Source organism: Pseudoalteromonas sp. SWXJZ94C, from assembly GCF_015864385.1.
Lineage (GTDB): Bacteria > Pseudomonadota > Gammaproteobacteria > Enterobacterales > Alteromonadaceae > Pseudoalteromonas.
This window is the reverse complement of sequence record NZ_JADYXF010000024.1, coordinates 22,899-43,639: the sequence shown is the minus strand read 5'-3', so window position 1 is coordinate 43,639 and position 20,741 is coordinate 22,899. Positions and strand designations below refer to the sequence as shown.

Here is a 20,741-nt window from a genome sequence, read left to right as displayed (position 1 = left end):
GGCAGCTGTACTTCACATTGCTCAACTAACTAAGCATGTTGAAGTGAAGCAGCTAACATAAGAACGTATTTCTAAGGTCATCCAGCCTCATGTTTAAAAAACTCCGTGGTATTTTTTCTAACGATCTATCGATCGACTTGGGTACAGCCAATACCCTAATTTATGTAAAAGACGAAGGCATTGTATTAAATGAACCTTCAGTAGTTGCTATACGCCAAGAGCGTGCTGGTGGACCTAAAAGTGTTGCATCTGTAGGTACAGAAGCAAAACTTATGTTGGGTCGTACGCCTGGCAATATAAAAGCAATTCGTCCAATGAAAGACGGTGTTATCGCTGACTTTTTTGTAACCGAAAAAATGTTACAACACTTTATTAAGCAAGTGCATAACAACAACTTTATGCGCCCAAGCCCACGAGTACTAATTTGTGTACCATGTGGTGCAACTCAAGTAGAAAAACGTGCAATACGTGAATCTGCAATGGGTGCCGGTGCGCGTGAAGTTTACCTAATTGAAGAACCAATGGCAGCAGCAATTGGTGCAGGCTTACCAGTATCAGAAGCAACTGGCTCAATGGTTGTTGATATTGGTGGTGGTACAACTGAAGTTGCTATTATTTCACTTAACGGTGTTGTTTACTCTTCTTCGGTACGTATTGGTGGCGATAAGTTTGATGAAGCTATTATCAATTATGTACGTCGTAACTTTGGTAGTTTAATTGGTGAAGCAACCGCTGAAAATATTAAACATCAAATCGGTTCTGCATTTAAAACAGATGAACCAATCGAAATTGAAGTACGTGGTCGTAACCTTGCAGAAGGTGTTCCGCGTTCATTTATGCTTAACTCACATGAGATTTTAGAAGCATTACAAGAACCACTAATGGGTATTGTAAGTGCGGTTATGGTTGCACTTGAGCAGTCACCACCAGAGCTTGCATCTGACATTTCTGCTCACGGTATGGTACTTACTGGCGGCGGTGCATTATTAAAAGATTTAGATCGTTTATTAATGGAAGAAACGGGTATTCCTGTTGTTGTTGCCGACGATCCGCTTACATGTGTTGCACGTGGTGGCGGTAAAGCACTTGAGATGATTGATGTTCACGGTGGTGACGTTTTTAGTTACGACTAATGAAATTAATGTTTGGAAGAACTGTATCCTTGCAGCTGCGACTTTTTGTCGCAGTGTTTTTGAGTATCGCACTCATAGCCGCAGACAGGTACACACAAGGTGGTACGGTTGTTCGTACCAGCCTAAACACCCTCGTAAGCCCATTAATTTACGTTGCTAATTTACCCTACGAGTTATTCAGCTTAAGCGCTAAAAGTTTACATACACGTGATCAACTCCTTACTGAAAATGAGGCGCTTAAAAAGAAGCAAATGCTACAAAGCGAGCAACTTCAGCAGTATCAATTTCTAGCCAGAGAAAATCAAAAACTTCGTGCTTTGCTCGGCTCATCTGCAAAACAACCTAATCGTAAAATTATTGCACAGGTACTCTCCGTTCATTCTAATCCGTATAGCCATCAGGTTGTTATTAATCGTGGCACAACAGATGGACTTAGCGAAGGGCAGGCTGTTATTGACGAAATGGGGGTTGTAGGGCAGCTCACTAAAGTTGGCTCAACAACATCTCGTGTTTTATTAATGACCGATACAACACATGCAACACCAGTGCGTATTTTACGAAATGATGTGCGAACAGTGGTTGAAGGGATTGGTAAAATTAATGTAGTTAAGCTCTCGCATGTACCTCATAGCTTAGATGTTCGTATTGGCGATATATTAGTAACATCAGGGCTCGGGGGCACTTTTCCTGAGGGTTACCCGGTAGCTGTTGTTACTGAGATTAATCGTGATGAAGGGCGTCCTTTTGCACAAGTTTACGCAGAGCCTATTGCGCAGTTAGACCGTATTCGCTTATTAGTTATTTTATGGCGAAATCAACAGGAGCGCTTAAACAATGATTAGTCGTTATTCATTGTTAATTGCACTAAGCATATTTCTTGCACTGGTAATGGCATTAATGCCGTTACCATTTTCGTTCGAACCATTTAGACCGGATTGGGTATTGCTGGTATTAATGTATTGGTCACTTGCAGTGCCGCATCGTATAAATATTGGTACAGCGTGGGTGGTGGGTTTATTAATCGACCTAGCATCGGGTTCACCGCTTGGAGTTAACTCACTTACTTACTCAATTTGTATTTTTGTAACGGCAAGTAATTTTCAAAAAATTCGCAACTTTTCGCTTTGGCAACAAAGCTTATTAATTGGCTTATTTTTAACGTTATATCATTTAATGCAATTTTGGTTAAATCACTTTTTGCTTGGTGTTTACTTTAATCCACAATATTTATGGCCTGTTTTAACCGGTACGTTAAGTTGGGTTTGGTTGTTTTTATTACTTCGTAAATATCGCAGACATTTTAGGATCAGGTAAATGACAACCTCAGTATATTTGGCTTCTGCCTCTCCTCGCCGCAAAGAGCTACTAACTCAGTTAGGTATCGAGTTTTCACAATTTAGTGTTGATGCTGATGAAAGCCAATATCCAAATGAGCCCCCGTATGAGTATGTAGAACGCTTAGCGCGTTTAAAAGCATGCTCTGGCGTTGAGCTCGGTTATACAGACCGTCCTGTGCTTGGTAGTGATACTGTAGTGGTTATAGATAACCAATCACTTTGTAAACCTCGTGACGAAGCCGATTTTACGCATACCTTAAAGCGTTTGTCGGGTAATACGCACCAAGTATTAACGGCAGTTGCTTTTGCGACACAAGAAAAAGTATTGAGTTGCGTTGTAAGTACAGATGTTACTTTTAAAACTCTCACAGATGAAGAAATAAAAGCCTATTGGCAAAGTGGAGAACCACAAGATAAAGCCGGTGGTTATGGCATTCAAGGCTTAGGCGGACGTTTTGTTACTCATATTTCGGGTAGCTATTTTTCCGTTGTAGGCTTACCTTTGTATGAGACCGAACAATTATTAAAAACATTCTTAAGAAGGTAACATGAGTACAGAATTACTAATAAATGTCACGCCAAGTGAAAGCCGTGTTGCCCTAATAGAAAACGGTGTACTACAAGAAATTCAGCTAGAGCGAATTGGTAACCTAGGTATTGTGGGTAATATCTATCTAGGAAAAATAAGCCGAGTTCTGCCGGGTATGCAAGCTGCTTTTGTAGATATAGGTCTTGAAAAAGCGGCATTTTTGCATGCATCAGATATTGTAAATAGTGCATCAATTGTTGAAGGCGTAGACGACGTTCCAATAAAAAAAGTACAAGATATTCGTGAACTTGTTCGCCAAGGTCAATACATTATGGTGCAAGTGGTTAAAGATCCACTTGGTACTAAAGGTGCAAGACTTACCACCGACATTACAATACCTTCTCGCTATTTAGTTTTTATGCCAGATGCGACCCATGTAGGGGTTAGTCAGCGCATTGAAACTGAAGAAGAACGTTCTCGTCTTAAAAAAATAGTCGCTGAGTATGGCGATGAAAACGGCAGCTTTATCGTGCGTACCGCAGCTGAGGGCGCAAGTGAAGCTGAATTACGACACGATGCTGGATTTTTAAGAAAGTTATGGGAAAAAATAACATCTCGCCGTAAAAAAACAAGTAAAGCGAGTATATTACATGAAGACCTAACACTTGCCTTTAGAACCCTACGTGATTACGTAGGAGAAGACATGGAGCGTATTCGTGTTGACTCAAAGCTTACTCATGAAGAGCTAAAGTTATTTACAGAAGAATTTGTTCCACAGCTTTCTCAGGTTTTAGAATACTATCCTGGCGAGCGACCTATATTTGATCTATTTGATGTTGAAAATGAAATTCAAAAAGCATTACATCGTAAAGTCACGTTAAAGTCGGGTGGTTATATAATTATTGACCAGACCGAAGCGATGACCACTGTTGATGTAAATACAGGTGCTTTTGTTGGGCATCGAAACTTAGAAGAAACAATTTTTAATACCAATGTAGAAGCTACTTCTGCAATTGCTCGTCAACTGAGGTTACGTAATTTAGGCGGTATTATTATTATCGACTTTATCGATATGATAAGTGAAGATCATAAGCGTCGTGTATTACACTCACTTGAATCTGCTTTAGCAAAGGATCGTACTAAAACTAATATAAATGGGCTTTCAGCGCTTGGTTTAGTTGAAATGACGCGTAAACGTACGCGCGAAAGCTTAGAGCATATTTTATGTGATGTGTGCCCAGCATGTTCTGGTCGTGGCTCGCAAAAAACGGTTGAGACGGTTTGTTACGAAATACTACGTGAAATAGTACGTGTTAATCGTGCTTATGCTGCCGACAAGTTTATGGTGTATGCAGCGCCTGCGGTAAGTGAAGCCTTACTTAATGATGAGTATCATAATCTTGCTGAGCTTGAACTATTCATCGGTAAACAAGTCAATATTCAAACAGAGAGTTTATACAGCCAAGAACAGTTTGATGTGGTAATGATGTAATGACGGTAAAAGCGGCCTGTTTTTTTTGTTTTAGAAAGTTATGGCAAACCTGCGCCATAGTTTTGGTATTACTGGCCGTTATTGTTTCAATTTTGAAATACACCCTTCCATATGTAAACGATTACAAAGGCGATATAGAAACTTACCTACATGATAAGTTTGCAGTAAGTCTTTCAATTGGCGCAATTTCGGCTAATTGGCAAGGTAATGGTCCTTCTTTAGTACTTGAAGATTTATCCTTTAAAGATAACGAAACAGCTCCTATTTCGCTCACCATAGCTAAAACAAGCTTAGAACTAAACTTATGGGAAAGCTTAAAAACGCTGCAGTTAAAATCTAATTACTTTGTTATTAATGGTTTTCATACCAGTGTGAATGTTGATAATTTGTTTAATGGTGATGATAAAGGTGAGGTTTCGTTTGAACAAAAAGAGCTAATCGAAGGGCTTTTTTTAGGTGAAACGGGTCATTTTGCAATAGAAAATTCCAGTATTAACTTTATATTAGAAGATGGTACAGAGCGAAAATTACTGCTTAAAAATATTATTTGGCAAAATGAAGAAGAACAGCATTTAGGCAGTGGTGAATTGGCACTGCCAGGTATTTCAGTTGGTAATTTTGACGCCCGTATAGCGCTTACAGGTAAAACTATAGAGCAAGTCGCTGGCGATATGTATGTGCAAGCTAATAAAGTTGATGTATCTAACTGGTTAGCTCAATACATCAGTACTGAAAAACAACAATTACGTAGCGATATAAACTTACAGGCGTGGTTAAAGCTAGAAAAAGGCTTAGTAAGTGATATAAAAATGCAGTGGTTACCAAGTTTTGTTCGCTGGCAACATGATACTCAAGAACAAAGCGTTAGTTTAAGCGAAGGTGGTTTTCACTTATACCCAGAACAAAAAGGTTGGCACTTAAAAAGTACCGGCTTAACGTTTAATAGCAACGATAAGGCATGGCCAAGTTTAGAGTTTGAGGCAAAAATAGGCGCTCAAAGTAAGATATGGTTGCAACAGGTTGATTTAGAACTTCTTAGTAATTTAGCCGCCTTAAGTAATTTTGATGGTTTAGACCCCTTTTTAGCTCGAGCTCCTAGCGGGCAAATTAAACAAGCTTACTTAAGCTTCACTAACCCCGAGCAATGGCAGTTATGGTTTGACGCTAATAATATTGGCTGGCAAGAACTAAATTCAATACCAGCAGCGCAAGCACTGCGCGTAGATGGCTTAATGAATCAAGGCCGTGGTCGTATCTCGTTATTTGGTGAAAACGGCACATTTGTTACCGGCGAAAGCTTTAGTCACGATATAGATTATAACCAACTTAATATAGATTTAGATTTAGCAAAACAAGACGATGGCTGGCATGTTAGCAGCGATGATATCTGGTTTGATAATAACGATATAACGTTTGCTGGAGAAATGCAGCTTAGCTTAGGTGATAGCCCACGCCTTGATTTATACGCAGAGACGTTCATTCCCGATGTAAGTATTTTAGGGCGTTATTTACCTTTAAAAATAATGACCCCAAAGCTGGTGACTTATTTAAATGGTGCAATTAAAGGTGGTGAAGTTTCTAAAGCACAAGTGTTGTTTTCAGGTCCACTTTCGGGATTTCCATTTACTGATAACTCAGGGCAATTTGATTTTGTTGCGCAAATCGATAATGCAGCATATCAATTTGATCCAGACTGGCCGACAGTCACTGATGCAGACTTGCAATTACACTTTTCAAATGAACGAATGGATATATATAGCCAAAAAGGCAAGCTCGTAAATTTAGACATTGGTAGTGGTATAAAGGTAAGCATTGCTGACTTAATGAGTGCAGATGAATTAATTGTACAAATAGATAAAAAAATACCGATGGAAAAGCTGCATGATTTTTTTACAGCTACCCCCCTTGCTAAACCTCTAGCTAACATTTTTAATGTTGTGCAAATAAAAGGGGAAGCAAATGCCAATATAGAATTATTAGTTGGCTCTAAATTTAAAGGCGGAGCAAGTGTAAGTGGCGTATTAGGCTTAACAGAACTCCCTGTTTATATAGCCAGTCCTGGTATTCAACTAGACAACTTTACTGGTGAACTGCATTTCGAAAACGATAATATAACCCTTAAAAATACCACTGCAACTTGGTTGGGTATGCCGCTTAATATTGATTACAATAGTAAAAGTAATAATAAAGACTACCAAGCAAATATTGATATAAATGCACAACTAGATGCCGAAACTCTTATCGATAATGCTCAAGGTATTTTAAATAACTATTTAAGCGGGCAAACTAATGTTGATATTGGTTTAGTGCTTAATTTTACCGAGCAAGGCTTTAATTATCGAGCTAAGGTCGCTTCGCCTTTAATTGGTTTAGTAAGTAATTTACCGGCACCTTATAGTAAAAGTAGTGAGCAAGTATGGCCCCTTGATGCCTTAATACAAGGTGATGAAATTTCTAACTTAGTTACTGCAAATGCTAACCAGCAGTTCTACTTTAATGCGATTTTAGAAAATGGTAAGCAGCAATTTAGTAATGTGCACTTTGTGCTTGGAAAGCAGGATTTAGGGCTTAACCCAAAAGATTTAAGCGTTAGCATTAACCTTGAAAAAACAGAACTGGTGCCTTGGTTTGATCTAATTAATCAAATTATTAATACAGCTAAAGCAAACCCTAATAAAAAGTCAAAAGGCATTATGCCGCCACTTAGCGAAGTAGTAGCAAGCATTGATACGCTGAATGCGAGTAATGTTGTATTTAACGACTTTGAAATGCGCTTAACGCCGGTACAAAATGACTTATATTTAAAGCTTAATGCTAAAGAGTTGCGAGCAAGTGTGTTTATTCCTTCATCGCAGCCGACCCAACCAATTCGTATCAGCAGCGATTACTTAAGACTTAACTTTATTGAGCCACCAGCACAAAAATTAGAAGTAACAGATATCCTTCCTGCTAAAGATCTAAGTTGGTTAACTAAAGTACCAGCAATAGAATTTGAATGTGCAGACTGTAAGGTAGCAAATTATCAATTAGGTAAAGTGAGCGCCTCAGTATTGAGTGACAGTAAACGTTTTATTATTTCGCAATTAGTTATTGATAAAGGCGATCATGTTTTACGCACCAAAGGCGATTGGCAAAATGGTGTAACAGAACTAAGCGGTAATCTTAAAAGTGAAGATATTGGAGCATTGTTTAATGAGTTTGATTTAACCACCGCGATTAAAGATTCTAAAGCCAACATTAATTATAATCTGACGTGGAAAGCTGCACCTTATGACTTTGATGTACCAAGCTTAAGTGGCACTGTTGATTGGGATTTAGGCGAAGGGCACTTGACTGAAGTAAGTGATGGCGGTGCGCGGGTATTTTCTTTACTGAGTCTAGATTCGCTAGTACGTAAGCTAAAACTCGATTTTAGAGATGTGTTCTCAAAAGGATTTTTTTACAACAGCATGCAAGGCTCAATGCAGCTAGAAAATGGTATTGCTTACACTAAAGATACTAAAATGGATGGCGTACCAGCCGATTTAACTATTAAAGGTTATGCAAATTTAAACACACTTGATATAGATTATGATCTTGCTGTGGCGCCGCAGGTAACGTCAAGTATTCCAGTTATTGTTGCGTGGATGGTAAATCCTGTAACAGGGCTTGCCGCATTAGCTCTGGATAAGGTTATTCATTCAGCTCGGGTGATCTCAGAGATCAACTTTAAAGTAACAGGAAAAATGAACGATCCTATCGTTCAAGAGCTTGATAGAAAAAGTCGAGAAGTTACGCTGCCCCAAGCCGCGCAAAATCAGCCACAAGCATCAGCAGAGTCAAAGTTTAAAAATGCGGGCGTTACGGTAACACAATGAGTAAGGCTAGTAGTGTAGTTGCACCAACAATAATTGCTCTGCAAATGTGTTCTAAGTTAAACGCAGATGAAAATATTGAAGAACTTAAGCTTGCACTTCAAACCTTACCAACAACACGCCCAATGTTAGTGTGTTTACCCGAAGCTTTTTTAGTCTTTAGTAAAAGTGGCAGCGATACGCTTTTAGTTGCCAAACGCATTGAGCAATACAAACAGCAATTAAGTGAACTGTGCAAACACCATAATATTTGGTTAAGCGCAGGAACAATCCCTGAGCTTCATAATAACAATAAATATTACGCTGCGTCGCATCTATATAATAACCAAGGCGAGCTTGTTGCCTCTTACAACAAAATACATCTATTTGACGTAAATGTAGACGATACAACAGGAAGCTACCGCGAGTCAGACTTTACCCAAGCAGGTAAGGAAGTAATTGTTGTAGACACTCCCTTTGGTAAAATTGGCTTAACAGTATGTTATGATCTGCGCTTTAGTGGCTTATTTAATGAGTTAGTGCGCCAAGGAGCTGAAATTATATTAGTGCCCAGCGCATTTACCGTCGTAACAGGGCAAGCGCATTGGCAGCCATTATTAACTGCTCGCGCAATTGAAACGCAATGCTATATAGTAGCGGCAGCCCAGCACGGTACACATGAAAATGGCCGACAAACTTACGGTCACAGTATTATTATTTCACCTTGGGGTAACACCCTTGCTGAATTGCCAATAGGCACCGGTTTTATAAGCTGCAACGCAGATTTAAACCAGTTACACAAAATTAGACGAGATATGCCTGTGCAATCTCATCAACGATTTAGAGAGCATTTATTATGAATTCGGTTGAACAGCATTTATTACACGACAGCCAGCTAAATCGAGACGAACTCGAAAAAACGCTTGCCTACATTCACCAACATAAAGTGGACTATGCCGATTTATACTTTCAATCAAGCCATCATGAATCGTGGGTGCTTGAAGACGGCTTAGTTAAAGAAGGTTCTTATAATGTTGAGCGCGGCGTTGGCGTACGTGCTGTAAGTGGTGAAAAAACAGGTTTTTCTTACTCTGATGCAATCAACCTTGAAGCGCTAAATAAAGCAGCAACAGCTGCACGTAGCATTGCCGATGCTGGCGAAGATAGAGCGATTAAAGTATTTAGCGATGTTAAAGCTAAAGAGCAGTTTGCACCGCATCAACCAATTTCGAGCATGAGCGATACAGACAAAGTTAACTTATTACGCGAACTTGAAAATTATATTCGAGAGTTAGCACCAGACGCAGAACAAGTAATTAGTTCAATGTCGGCCGTATACGAAGAAGTATTAATAGCAGCCAGCGACGGTACTTTTGCTACTGATATTCGACCACTTATTCGCTTAAACTGTTCGGTATTACTTGAAAAAAATGGCCGCCGTGAACGTGGCGGTGCAGGTGGTGGTGCTCGTTTAGATTATGGCTATTTTAAAGAGCTTGTTGACGGTAAGCCGCGCTGGATGGAATTTGCTGAGGAAGCTGTTCGTCAAGCTAAAGTAAACCTAGAAGCGATTGATGCACCAGCAGGTACAATGGAAGTTGTGCTTGGAAATGGTTGGCCTGGCGTGCTTTTACATGAAGCAGTAGGGCACGGTTTAGAAGGTGACTTTAATCGTAAAGGCGCGTCTGCATTTAGCGGTAAAGTTGGTCAAAAAGTAGCGTCTGAGCTGTGTACCGTTGTTGATGATGGCACAATGGCTGATCGTCGTGGTTCACTCAACGTAGATGATGAAGGTACCCCAGCAGCTTACAATGTACTTATCGAAAACGGTATTCTAAAAGGTTACATGCAAGATAAGCTAAACGCACGTTTAATGGGAGTAAGCCCTACTGGTAACGCACGTCGTGAGTCTTACGCACATTTGCCTATGCCACGCATGACTAACACTTATATGTTGGGCGGAGAGCATAGCCAAGCCGATATTATCAGCAGCGTTAAAAAGGGTGTGTTTGCTCCAAACTTTGGCGGCGGACAAGTTGATATTACGTCTGGCAAATTTGTATTTAGTGCATCAGAAGCGTATTTAATCGAAAACGGTAAAATTACTCAGCCAATTAAGGGCGCTACGCTAATTGGTAATGGTCCTGAAGTAATGCAACAAATATCAATGGTAGGTAATGATTTAGCGCTTGATAAAGGCGTGGGTGTTTGTGGTAAAGATGGTCAAAGTGTACCGGTAGGCGTAGGTCAGCCAAGTTTAAAAATTGATAAACTAACGGTAGGCGGTACGGCTTAAATATTACTCAAGCGCGAAGTGAATTAACACCTACGTGCTTGATGTTTATTATAGGTGAGGTTTTACACCTCGCTTTTTACTTTTAAGCTGGACTTTAGGTGCGAAGTAAATTCGCACCTATGTGCTTGATGTTTATTGTAGGTGAGGTTTTACACCTCGCCTTTTATTTTTAAAAGCGGGACTCTATACGCGCGAAGTAAGTTCGCGTTTATAGGTTTGATATTTACTGTAGGTGAGGTTTTATACCTCGCTTTGTTTGCATTAAAGCTAAGTTACATTAGTGCGAAGTAAATTCGCACCTACAAGGTGGATATTTATCGTAGGTGAGGTTTACACGTCACTTGCATCCTCTTTATTTTTTTCAGCTTCTTTATACCATAACGCAAAAAAGCACTCTGTTAGCTTGTGCTCTATTTCAAGGGCTTTTTCTGTAGGGCAAAATAAGGTAAAACTCGCCTTAAACTCACCTAAATCGGTTGTGCCAAAATGTATTACAGGCTCAGGACCTGAAATTTTTGCATCTAATTTACGTTCAATCATTGAGTTGTATCGACTAGCTACTTCTTGAAATTCTTCACAGTAAAGTTTCGCTCTTTCAGTCAGCGTGTCATGAATCGGGTATGGATTAAAACTTTCTCTGCGTACAATAATAAAGTGATGAGTAACAAAGCGCTTAACAAAGTTTAGATTTTTTATTGAACTGGTGATCAGTTTGTTATTTGGAATGTAGATTGTTTTTCTTGAAAATTGATATGTGTGTATATCAATTTCATGCATGGTGGTTTTAATCCAATCGGTTTCAGCAACTTCACCAAAATAATCACCTACCTGAATCCAATCTCCTACTCTAAATGGTCGTGTTGTTACCAAGTAAAAAAAGCCAATAATACACTGAATAAATTCTCGGGTAGCAAGCACAATAGCCACTGCAAAAGCAGCGATAGATAATGCAAAGTTTTGAATCTCAGTTGACCATATAAACAGGAGCAACAAAACCATCGTAAAATTAATGAAGTGCTTTATATTGTGTGCAATGTAGCGGATATCTTTTTCTTTTTTTTCTGCACGATTCTTCGCTAATTTATCAACTAGCACCTTTAAGACGAATGCAATAGTAAGCATTACCAGTGAAAGAAGAAATGGGTGTAACAGTATATCTTTATTCATAATTTCCTAATGGCTATAACTTTATTAGAGTGTAGTTCTGTATTGAGTAGTGCACGAATATAGTCGCTAATTTAACATTAATATTAATAAAAAACCCCTAGATAATCTAATATCTAGGGGTTTTTTTAAACTACTAAATTGTAAACCTATCGCATCGTAACAAACTCTTCCGAGCCCGTTGGATGAAGGGCTACAGTCGCATCAAAGTCTGCTTTTGTTGCGCCCATTTTCATTGCCACAGCAAAGCCCTGAATCATTTCGTCGACTGCAAAACCAATACCGTGTAGACCCACTACTTTTTCGTCAGGACCTGCACATACAAGTTTCATTTTACAAGGCTGGCGATGCTTAGTTACAGCGGTATACATTGCTGTAAAACCAGATTGATAAATTTTTACGTTTTCTTCACCGTACTGAGAGATTGCTTCTTGCTCAGTTAAACCAATTGTACCAATAGGTGGATGACTAAATACAACAGTAGGAACCAAGCTGTAATCCATCTTTAAGTCATCTGGTAAGTCTTTATTAAATAAGCGCTCAGACAAAGTACGACCGGCTTTAACCGCCACAGGAGTAAGCTCAATACCACCTTCGATAATATCGCCCACAGCATAAACATTTTTAGCTGTAGTGTTTTGATACTCATCAACTTTTACAAAGCCGCTGCTGTTAACTTCAACGCCTGCTGCTGCTACGTTGATAGAATCTGTTGTTGGCTCACGACCAATTGCCCAAATAACCTGATCTACGTTATGGCTTTTGCCATTATCTAAATGTAGCGTTACTGAGCCATCGTCTTCTTTAACAAGTTTATGTGGTACAGAATGCGTGTGTAAGGTTGGTCCTTCTGTAGCCATAACCTCAACAAGTGTATCTATAATATATGGGTCAAAGCTGCGAAGTGGTGCGTGTTTACGCACGAATAAATGTGTTTCAGTGCCTAAACCTTGTAATACACCAGCAAGCTCAACTGCTATGTAGCCTGCGCCAATAACAGCAACACGTTTAGGTTGTTCTTTTAGCTCAAAAAAACCATTTGAGTCAATACCGTGCTCAGCACCCTCAATATTTGGAATGCTCGGACGACCGCCAACAGCTATCAACATATGATCGGCAGTATAATGCTCGCCATTTACTTCAACTGTTTTACTATCTACGAATTTAGCAAAGCCTTTAATTACTGTAACGCCATTACTAGCAAGACCGCTGTCGTAACCTTTATGAATGCGAGCGATATAGGCTTCACGACTTTCTACTAATTTACCCCAGTCAAAGCCTTTTACTTCAATATCAAAACCGTAATCTGGTGCATATAAATTAATAGCTTCAGCAACTTGAGCACCGTGCCACATTACTTTTTTAGGTACGCAACCTACGTTTACGCAAGTGCCACCCATGTGTTTTGCTTCAATAAGTGCTACTTTAGCGCCACGCATCGCAGCTCTATTTGCAGAGGCAATACCACCACTACCACCACCGATTGCAATATAATCAAAGTGTTGTGTCATTTTATGTCCTTAGGCGTTGAGTTTTATGCGTATTAGCATAACATTAAGTTTTAAAAATAAAGAGTGTTTAGGTGACCTATGTTTAGTAAAAAAACATTCGAATTTCTTGCTCAGCTTGATCAAAAGAATAATAGAGACTGGTTTAATGACCATAAATCACAGTATGAGGAATACGTAAGAGAGCCTGCTTTAGATTTCATTAGGCAAATGCAGGCTCCTTTAATGGGTATTTCTAGCCACTTTATAGCATCAGATAAAAAAGTGGGTGGCAGTTTAATGAGAATCCATAAAGACGCGCGTTTTAGTAAAGATAAGACACCGTACAAAATAAATGTAGGCATTCAATTTCGTCATTTTATGGGGAAAGACGTACACGCTCCGGGTTTTTACTTTCACTTAGCTAATGACGAGTGTTTTGTTGGGGCAGGTATTTGGCGTCCAGAATCAAAAGTACTTAATAATATTCGCCATTGCATTGATGAAAATCCAAATAGCTATAAAAAAGCAATTTTTAACGATCAATTTAAGTCTGTTTATGAAATGTCGGGTGAGTCATTAAAGCGCCCGCCACGTGGTTTTGAAAAAGAACATCCTTTAATAAATGAGCTAAAAAGAAAAGACTTTATAGCGATAAGCCCATTTACTCAAAAACAAGTATGCAGTAATAACTTAATTGATACGGTGCTAGAGCGTTATAAAGTTGCTGACCCACTTATGGGATATTTATGTTTTGCACTAGGGCAGCCATATTAAAATCATGTAACTTAAAAACGGTAGAGTTGTTTTTTTACTTTTAGACCCAATTTAAAATGTAATGCATTCACGCAAAGAGACTATTTATGAGCAACCCATTAATCGGCCTTGAAGGCTTACCACCATTTTCAAAAATAAAGCCAGAATATGTAGTGCCAGCACTTAAGCACGGTATTGAGCTTTGTCGTAAAGCGATTGACGATGTACTAGCCAAAAAATCGTACACGTGGAATGACCTAGTATTACCACTTGAAGAAGCTGACGATAAATTATCGCGACTATTTTCTCCTGTCTCACATTTAAATTCGGTAATGAACAACGACGAACTGCGTGAAGCTTACGAGCAGTGCTTGCCGCTTATTTCTGAGTACTCAACATTTGTAGGGCAACACCAAGGTTTATTTGAAGCATATAACGCACTTTATAATAGTGATGAATTTAAAACGTTAACCACTGCTCAACAAAAAAGTATTACTAATGCACTGCGTGATTTTAAATTGTCGGGTATTGCCTTAGCGCCAGAGCAACAAAAACGCTACGGTGAAATTAGCGTTCGCTTATCAGAGCTTGCTTCTAAATTTGGCAATAACGTAATGGATGCCACGCTTGCTTGGCATAAGCATATTACAGATGAAAGTGAACTTGCTGGCTTACCAGAATCTGCTTTAGCGCTTGCAGCAGATACTGCAAAAAATAGAGATCTAGAAGGTTGGGTTATCACACTCGACATTCCATCATATTTACCAATTATGACGTTTGCAGATAACCGAGAGCTTCGTAAAGAAACTTACACCGCGTTTTCTACTCGTGCCTCGGATCAAGGTCCTAATGCAGGAGAGTTTGATAACTCAGCAATAATGAGTGAAGAACTTGCGCTTCGTCATGAAATTTCACAATTACTAGGCTTTAACAGCTACGCTGAAAAGTCACTTGCTACAAAAATGGCTGAAACACCTGAGCAAGTATTCTCATTTTTAGAAGACCTCGCTGCCAAGTCAAAGCCGCAAGCAGAGCAAGAAGTTGCCGAGCTTAAAGCTTACGCTCAGCAACAACACGGTATTACAGAGTTAGAAGCATGGGATTTTGGGTATTACAGTGAAAAGTTAAAGCAAGAAAAGTACGCTATTTCAGATGAAGTACTGCGTCCTTACTTCCCAGCAAATAAAGTGCTTAGCGGATTATTTGAAACAGTTAATCGCTTATTTGGTATTAGCGTTAAAGAAGTAACTGATTTTGATAGTTATCATAAAGATGTACGCTTTTTTGAAATAGTTGATAGCAGCAATACATTACGCGGTCGTTTTTATCTTGATTTATACGCACGAGATCACAAACGTGGTGGCGCATGGATGGATGACTGTATGGGTCGTAAAGTACGTGCTAATGGCGAATTACAAACTCCAGTTGCTTATTTAGTGTGTAACTTTAATAAAGCGGTTGGTGATAAACCTGCACTGTTTACTCATGACGAAGTAACAACGTTGTTCCATGAGTTTGGTCATGGTATTCATCATATGCTTACACAAGTTGATGCTGCACCTGTTGCTGGTATTAATGGTGTTGCGTGGGATGCGGTAGAGCTGCCAAGTCAGTTTTTAGAGAACTGGTGTTACGACGAAGAAGCACTGAGCTTTATTTCTGGTCATTATGAAACGGGTGAGCCATTACCAAAAGAGTTACTAGATAAGTTACTCGCGGCTAAAAACTACAATTCAGGTATGCAAATGCTGCGTCAAATTGAGTTTTCGTTATTCGACTTTAAAATTCATAATGATTATGTAGCAGGTCAGCCGTGTCAAATTCAAGCAGTTCTAAACGATGTGCGTAACCGTACTTCTGTTGTTAAACCGCCTGAGTTTAACCGTTTTCAACATGGCTTTAGCCATATATTTGCAGGTGGTTATAGCGCAGGGTACTACTCTTATAAATGGGCTGAAGTATTATCAGCAGATGCATTTTCTAAGTTTGAAGAAGAAGGTATTTTTAACCCGCAAACGGGGCAATCATTTATGCAAAATATTTTAGAAAAAGGTGGTAGTGAAGAGCCAATGGAGTTATTTAAAAACTTCCGAGGTCGTGAGCCAAGTGTTGATGCATTACTTCGTCACAGTGGTATTGCTACCGCTTAAGTCACTCTATTAAAATTTGACTTACGTTTATTAAAGCGCCTCTATGGCGCTTTTTTATTGTTTTTTAATTATTATCTAGTAATTTTAACCTGCCGTACTATGCTCTTAATACACCTATTAAAATGGACTAAGGCATGGCAAAGTTGGTATTAGCGATAGATGATGACAAATACGTCCATCATATTATTGAAGAATCTCTAGCGGGGTTTTGTAAAGTTATACATGCTAAAGATGGTGATGAAGGACTAAGGCTTACCAACAAATACAATCCAGATATTATTTTGCTCGATATAGAAATGCCAGGTAAATCAGGATATGAAGTGTGCCAAATAATTAAAGAAAATGAGTCAACTAAAGATATTCCTGTTATGTTTTTATCTTCTAAAGTTGAGCTTGCTGATCGCGTAAAAGGTTATAGTGTAGGCGCCAGTGATTATATAACTAAACCTTTTAATGCTGAGGAGCTAATGGCACGAATAAAAGTGCTATATGAGTACCGTCAGCAATGCGTAAGACTAAAATTCGATATAGAGAAAGCAAATAAAACAGCCGAAATGGCAATGACTGAATCGGGTGATATGGGGCGAATAATGCGCTATGTCGGGCAGAGCTATCATTCAAATAATTTTCAAACATTGAGTGAACATTTTTTAGCTTTTTTTAAGCCTTTTGATTTAGATATTGCTGTGGTTTTTTGGTACAAAAACAAAGGTATTTTTTATAGCCAGCAAAGCGGTGTATGCCCTTTAGAGCAAGAGCTATTAGAGCAACATAGACATGCCGAGCGATTTGTTGATATTGGTAATAGCACAATTATAAATTACCCTAAAATATCACTGCTAATAAAAAATATGCCAGTTGATAACCACTTATTGTACGGACACTATAAAGATTTATTCCCACATATTTTAAACGTTACCAACGAAAAAGTCGTTAGTATGGAAAGAGACGAAAGTGGTTACGAACAAGCTTCTCAAGTGAGCACTGCACTTCAAGATATTACAAAGCAATTAAATAGCCAAAATGTAATACAAAATAACACCACTAAGCAGTTTATAGAGCAACTACATGAGCTCGATTGTGCTATTAAATTGCAAAGTGAAATAACTAACACCGCAGATTTAGATTTGTATATGTCGCAACTTGATCAAACTATGCAGCTATTTACCTCGGCTAATAGTGATTTAGCATTTATTAAATATCAATTAAAGCATATTACCGAAAGTCGCAACGAGCTTTTAGCTAATTTACGCAGTAAAGCGGAAATTACTGTGGAGTCTAATGTTATTCATACTAACGATATAGAGCTATTTTAGTGCTTTAAAGAGTACTGGTTGATATACTGCGAAGGTATTTTATCGTCGGAGTTTATTGTGGTTATTCAGTGTGCTTTTAAAGAGTTACGCCCTTATTTAAATGAGCTAGAAACACGCTTTGGTTTAGCCCAATGGGCGCAACATAGTAATGGCTTTAGCTTACATTACGACGATAAAGGACTTAGTTTATATAAAACCGACGAGCCAAAATTAGGCGCAATTAGCGTAGATTTTGTAACTGGTGCTGCTGCTCACAGACGCAAGTTTGGCGGTGGTAAAGGGCAAGCAATTGCTAAAGCTGTAGGGTTAAACAAAGGTGCAACTCCGGTCGTGCTAGATGCAACTGCTGGCCTTGGGCGTGACGGTTTTGTACTTGCATCACTTGGGTGCAAAGTTATACTGCACGAGCGCCATCCGGTTGTAGCTGCACTATTATATGATGGCTTGCAGCGTGCTTATAGCGATACCGAAATTGGCTTATGGATGAAAGAAAACATGAGCTTAGTATTTGGCTCAAGCCACACATTATTAGCGCAATGCGAGAGCATGCCTGATGTTGTGTATTTAGACCCTATGTTTCCGCACCGCGAAAAATCAGCCTTAGTTAAAAAAGAAATGCGCGTATTTCAAGAGTTAGTGGGCGCCGATAACGACGCTGACGACTTACTGGAATTTGCCTATCCACTTGCTAGCAAGCGTGTCGTTGTAAAGCGTCCCGATTACGCCCCGTTTTTAAATGATAAAACGCCGAGTATGCAAATAAAAACAAAGAAAAACAGATTTGATGTTTATGTAAAAGCAGCAATGGTTTAAATATCGCTATAAACATAGTCTGCTTGCAGCGACAACAGAATTGTCTGTGAGAGCACAAATCTGTCCAGCTATATTCTCCTATTTACTACAAAGCCACTAAAACAATACTACACAGTTACTTGGCTTTTCTTTTCCTATCTGCAATTTTTGCGCAAAACTCTAAGTAATCACAAATTTCTTTTGGAGCATATCTTTGAAATGTATTCATTAAAAAAGCTTGCCCGTTGAGGTATTACCTAAATTAGCTAACATTCAGTCAACACTGAATTTTTGATATTGACCTCGTATATAAACCTCACAGGTTATATCGCCTCTACATTGAGCAGCATTTCTTCTCTATAGCTTTTAAGGTAATCGCTAGTTCCCATAGCTGTATCTGAAATATCTAAACCAGCATTAATACTGAACTCTAACCGTTTAAGCTTTCTTACTCTATTTTATCTCTGCACTACAGCTAAGCTTAAAAACTAAGCAGTTTAGCCATTGCAGGATTTGAGCTGTTTATTGCAATGCCATAAGGGGTAAGACCCTCTTCAGTTCTCACTTGTTTATTTGCTCCATGCGCCAAAAACAACTTAGTTAATTGGTAGCATGAATTACTTGCAGTTATATGCAAAGGTGTAACCCCCTTTGCATTATGGGTATAGTAAGTTTCTGTTTGTGAAACATAATTAACGTTCGCGCCTTTTTCAATAAGTTTTTTAGCTTTATCCAATTGGCAATGAAAGGACGCTCTAAAAAGTGGAGTTATACCGTTAAGCTTATCAACTATATTTGGATTCGAATGCTCAAGAATCAAATCAAAATACCGAGAATCATCAACTCCCATAAACATAAATAAATAATAGATATCTGTACCGTCTTCATCAATAATAAAAAAGTTCTTATTATCTGTTTTTTCATAGGCACGACGAAAAACACCGAAGTCATGCGTTTTGATTGCGGCTATCATTTTATTGTTGACCACATAACGTTTAGTTTCTTTCGGCTTTTTAGACATAGTTGTAAATGGCTCTAAAGTGAGTGCATTTGATTCAGGCTGAGTATCTTCGGTTCTATTATCCGAACAGGCAAAACTAAATAGCGCAATGGTAGTGACAAAAACGACTTTTGATAGATTCACTGATTAATACCTTATTTCTAATAAAGCATAATGAATAAATGGTGTATTGAATAAAGAGATAAGCAAACCAATACAAGAGAGGGATATATCTAATAATCTCAATTTTATAATTCCTTTTATATAAATTAAAAACAAACTAGCAAAAACGAAAGTAAGAATCAAAAATGTAAACATCATACAATAATTAAATAGCATACCCCTTCATTTTTGAATCCAAGTATTACTCCTCCCCAAGAAGCGGTATATCTCGCTTTATTAGTGTTTGATTTAAGGATCTAAGTTTTAGAATCTAGGATCTTAGAGAGTTTTCATGTTAGAATTCGCGCAATTTTTTGGCTTATAGATAAGTAGCACAGCAATGATCTTAGATGATATTCGCGTTGTTTTAGTTAACACCTCGCACTCTGGTAATATTGGTTCGGCGGCACGCGCCATGAAAACAATGGGTTTATCAAAACTTTATTTAGTAGATCCTGCATGTGAAATTGACAGCCAAGCTAGCGCATTAGCTGCCGGCGCAAGTGATGTTTTAGGTAATGTTGTAATTGTAGATACCGTTGCAGATGCGATTGCAGATTGTGCATTAACAATAGGCACTAGTGCTCGTTCGCGTACGCTTTCTTGGCCTATGGTTGAGCCACGTGAATGTGGTGAAAAACTAGTGGCTGAAGCGGTAAATGGTCCTGTAGCACTTGTGTTTGGTCGTGAAAATAGTGGTTTAAGCAATGATGAGTTACAACTTTGTAATTACCATGTGTGTATTCCTGCAAATCCAGAGTACAGTTCGCTAAACTTAGCAATGGCAGTACAAACGTTGTGTTATGAAACACGTATGGCATTTTTGAATCAACAGCCCAAAGCGACTGAAGAAGACGATACTGTTTACCCAAGTTCAAAACAAACTGAGTTATTTTACGATCATCTTGAAGACACGTTATTTAAAACGGGTTTTATAGTTAAACAGCACCCCGGTATTGTGATGACTAAATTACGTCGTTTGTTTAACCGTGCTCGCCCTGAAGATGCTGAAATGAATATTTTACGCGGCATCCTCACTTCAATTAATAAGTCTGTACCTAAGTAATTAAACTATAGCAACTTAGGTATAGCTATTAGTTATAAAAACCAGTGGTTAAATAACTAGCTAATACTTGACTAAAATACTCAGGTAATTACAATAGCTGTAATACTTGACCAAAGAGGTCAAGTATTAAAAATTTGTTAATTCTAATTTTTAAATTAAGAGTTTCTAAATCAAATTTTTATCAAGTGATAATACTTGACTAATTTACTCTGGTAATTAAAATTTGCA

At 38.5% G+C, this 20,741-nt stretch carries 16 protein-coding genes; 13 read left to right on the top strand and 3 right to left on the bottom strand.

What is annotated here, in order from left to right; genetic code table 11:
* Positions 1 to 89: 89 nt before the first annotated feature.
* From I6F65_RS11820 to tldD, 8 genes are read left to right on the top strand one after another with little or no spacing between them, the layout of a single operon-like run.
* A complete protein-coding gene (locus I6F65_RS11820; RefSeq protein ID WP_024612858.1) occupies positions 90 to 1,133 on the top strand; it encodes a rod shape-determining protein in 1,044 nt (347 codons plus the stop codon).
* Positions 1,133 to 1,975 (top strand): rod shape-determining protein MreC, encoded by an 843-nt coding sequence (gene mreC, locus I6F65_RS11815; RefSeq protein WP_173399998.1) that lies wholly within the window; start codon positions 1,133 to 1,135, stop codon positions 1,973 to 1,975. The genes I6F65_RS11820 and mreC overlap by 1 nt, the downstream gene beginning before the upstream one ends.
* Positions 1,968 to 2,447, top strand: a complete 480-nt coding sequence (mreD, locus tag I6F65_RS11810; RefSeq protein WP_024612856.1) for a rod shape-determining protein MreD — start codon at positions 1,968 to 1,970, stop codon at positions 2,445 to 2,447. The genes mreC and mreD overlap by 8 nt, the downstream gene beginning before the upstream one ends.
* On the top strand, positions 2,448 to 3,017 hold the full coding sequence (locus tag I6F65_RS11805) for a nucleoside triphosphate pyrophosphatase (RefSeq protein ID WP_197113015.1): 570 nt from the start codon (positions 2,448 to 2,450) through the stop codon (positions 3,015 to 3,017).
* 1 nt (position 3,018) lies between these two features.
* Positions 3,019 to 4,491: a ribonuclease G gene (rng, locus tag I6F65_RS11800; protein ID WP_024612854.1), complete on the top strand. Its 1,473-nt coding sequence runs from the start codon at positions 3,019 to 3,021 to the stop codon at positions 4,489 to 4,491.
* Positions 4,491 to 8,348: a YhdP family protein gene (locus tag I6F65_RS11795; protein ID WP_197113013.1), complete on the top strand. Its 3,858-nt coding sequence runs from the start codon at positions 4,491 to 4,493 to the stop codon at positions 8,346 to 8,348. Before rng ends, I6F65_RS11795 begins: the two co-directional genes overlap by 1 nt.
* Positions 8,345 to 9,184: a carbon-nitrogen hydrolase family protein gene (locus I6F65_RS11790; RefSeq protein WP_166109399.1), complete on the top strand. Its 840-nt coding sequence runs from the start codon at positions 8,345 to 8,347 to the stop codon at positions 9,182 to 9,184. The genes I6F65_RS11795 and I6F65_RS11790 overlap by 4 nt, the downstream gene beginning before the upstream one ends.
* Positions 9,181 to 10,620, top strand: coding sequence for a metalloprotease TldD (tldD, locus tag I6F65_RS11785; RefSeq protein WP_166109398.1), 1,440 nt, complete (start codon positions 9,181 to 9,183; stop codon positions 10,618 to 10,620). Before I6F65_RS11790 ends, tldD begins: the two co-directional genes overlap by 4 nt.
* 330 nt (positions 10,621 to 10,950) lie before the next feature.
* On the opposite strand, the gene I6F65_RS11780 is transcribed toward tldD, so the two are convergent.
* Both I6F65_RS11780 and gorA read right to left on the bottom strand, forming a co-directional pair.
* Positions 10,951 to 11,787: a mechanosensitive ion channel family protein gene (locus I6F65_RS11780; protein ID WP_166109397.1), complete on the bottom strand. Its 837-nt coding sequence runs from the start codon at positions 11,785 to 11,787 to the stop codon at positions 10,951 to 10,953.
* A gap of 146 nt (positions 11,788 to 11,933) precedes the next feature.
* The gene (gene gorA / locus I6F65_RS11775) at positions 11,934 to 13,295 is read right to left on the bottom strand and encodes a glutathione-disulfide reductase (RefSeq protein ID WP_024612852.1); all 1,362 of its coding nucleotides are present in this window, start codon (positions 13,293 to 13,295) and stop codon (positions 11,934 to 11,936) included.
* Between the two features lie 78 nt (positions 13,296 to 13,373).
* On the opposite strand from gorA, the gene I6F65_RS11770 reads away from it, so the two are divergent.
* The 4 genes from I6F65_RS11770 (at position 13,374) to I6F65_RS11755 (ending at position 18,306) form a co-directional block, all read left to right on the top strand.
* The gene (locus tag I6F65_RS11770) at positions 13,374 to 14,048 is read left to right on the top strand and encodes a DUF2461 domain-containing protein (protein ID WP_024612851.1); all 675 of its coding nucleotides are present in this window, start codon (positions 13,374 to 13,376) and stop codon (positions 14,046 to 14,048) included.
* Positions 14,049 to 14,134: 86 nt separating this feature from the next.
* The gene (gene prlC / locus I6F65_RS11765; RefSeq protein WP_197113011.1) at positions 14,135 to 16,177 is read left to right on the top strand and encodes an oligopeptidase A; all 2,043 of its coding nucleotides are present in this window, start codon (positions 14,135 to 14,137) and stop codon (positions 16,175 to 16,177) included.
* Positions 16,178 to 16,311: 134 nt separating this feature from the next.
* The gene (locus tag I6F65_RS11760) at positions 16,312 to 17,493 is read left to right on the top strand and encodes a PleD family two-component system response regulator (protein WP_197113009.1); all 1,182 of its coding nucleotides are present in this window, start codon (positions 16,312 to 16,314) and stop codon (positions 17,491 to 17,493) included.
* Between the two features lie 57 nt (positions 17,494 to 17,550).
* Positions 17,551 to 18,306, top strand: coding sequence for a class I SAM-dependent methyltransferase (locus I6F65_RS11755; RefSeq protein WP_024612848.1), 756 nt, complete (start codon positions 17,551 to 17,553; stop codon positions 18,304 to 18,306).
* A gap of 460 nt (positions 18,307 to 18,766) precedes the next feature.
* Here the strand turns inward: I6F65_RS11755 and I6F65_RS22060 are convergent, their stop codons facing one another.
* A complete protein-coding gene (locus tag I6F65_RS22060; protein ID WP_197113007.1) occupies positions 18,767 to 19,429 on the bottom strand; it encodes an ankyrin repeat domain-containing protein in 663 nt (220 codons plus the stop codon).
* 358 nt (positions 19,430 to 19,787) lie between these two features.
* Here I6F65_RS22060 and trmJ point away from each other — a divergent pair, with 358 nt between their 5' ends.
* On the top strand, positions 19,788 to 20,513 hold the full coding sequence (trmJ, locus tag I6F65_RS11745) for a tRNA (cytosine(32)/uridine(32)-2'-O)-methyltransferase TrmJ (protein WP_197113005.1): 726 nt from the start codon (positions 19,788 to 19,790) through the stop codon (positions 20,511 to 20,513).
* Positions 20,514 to 20,741: the final 228 nt, after the last annotated feature.

What these genes read in the sequence shown, in the direction of transcription:
- I6F65_RS11820 (WP_024612858.1), top strand. Translation starts at nt 90, where the DNA reads ATGTTTAAAAAACTCCGTGGTATTTTTTCTAACGATCTATCGATCGAC.
- mreC (WP_173399998.1), top strand. Translation starts at nt 1,133, where the DNA reads ATGAAATTAATGTTTGGAAGAACTGTATCCTTGCAGCTGCGACTTTTT.
- mreD (WP_024612856.1), top strand. Translation starts at nt 1,968, where the DNA reads ATGATTAGTCGTTATTCATTGTTAATTGCACTAAGCATATTTCTTGCA.
- I6F65_RS11805 (WP_197113015.1), top strand. Translation starts at nt 2,448, where the DNA reads ATGACAACCTCAGTATATTTGGCTTCTGCCTCTCCTCGCCGCAAAGAG.
- rng (WP_024612854.1), top strand. Translation starts at nt 3,019, where the DNA reads ATGAGTACAGAATTACTAATAAATGTCACGCCAAGTGAAAGCCGTGTT.
- I6F65_RS11795 (WP_197113013.1), top strand. Translation starts at nt 4,491, where the DNA reads ATGACGGTAAAAGCGGCCTGTTTTTTTTGTTTTAGAAAGTTATGGCAA.
- I6F65_RS11790 (WP_166109399.1), top strand. Translation starts at nt 8,345, where the DNA reads ATGAGTAAGGCTAGTAGTGTAGTTGCACCAACAATAATTGCTCTGCAA.
- tldD (WP_166109398.1), top strand. Translation starts at nt 9,181, where the DNA reads ATGAATTCGGTTGAACAGCATTTATTACACGACAGCCAGCTAAATCGA.
- I6F65_RS11780 (WP_166109397.1), bottom strand. Translation starts at nt 11,787, where the DNA reads ATGAATAAAGATATACTGTTACACCCATTTCTTCTTTCACTGGTAATG.
- gorA (WP_024612852.1), bottom strand. Translation starts at nt 13,295, where the DNA reads ATGACACAACACTTTGATTATATTGCAATCGGTGGTGGTAGTGGTGGT.
- I6F65_RS11770 (WP_024612851.1), top strand. Translation starts at nt 13,374, where the DNA reads ATGTTTAGTAAAAAAACATTCGAATTTCTTGCTCAGCTTGATCAAAAG.
- prlC (WP_197113011.1), top strand. Translation starts at nt 14,135, where the DNA reads ATGAGCAACCCATTAATCGGCCTTGAAGGCTTACCACCATTTTCAAAA.
- I6F65_RS11760 (WP_197113009.1), top strand. Translation starts at nt 16,312, where the DNA reads ATGGCAAAGTTGGTATTAGCGATAGATGATGACAAATACGTCCATCAT.
- trmJ (WP_197113005.1), top strand. Translation starts at nt 19,788, where the DNA reads ATGATCTTAGATGATATTCGCGTTGTTTTAGTTAACACCTCGCACTCT.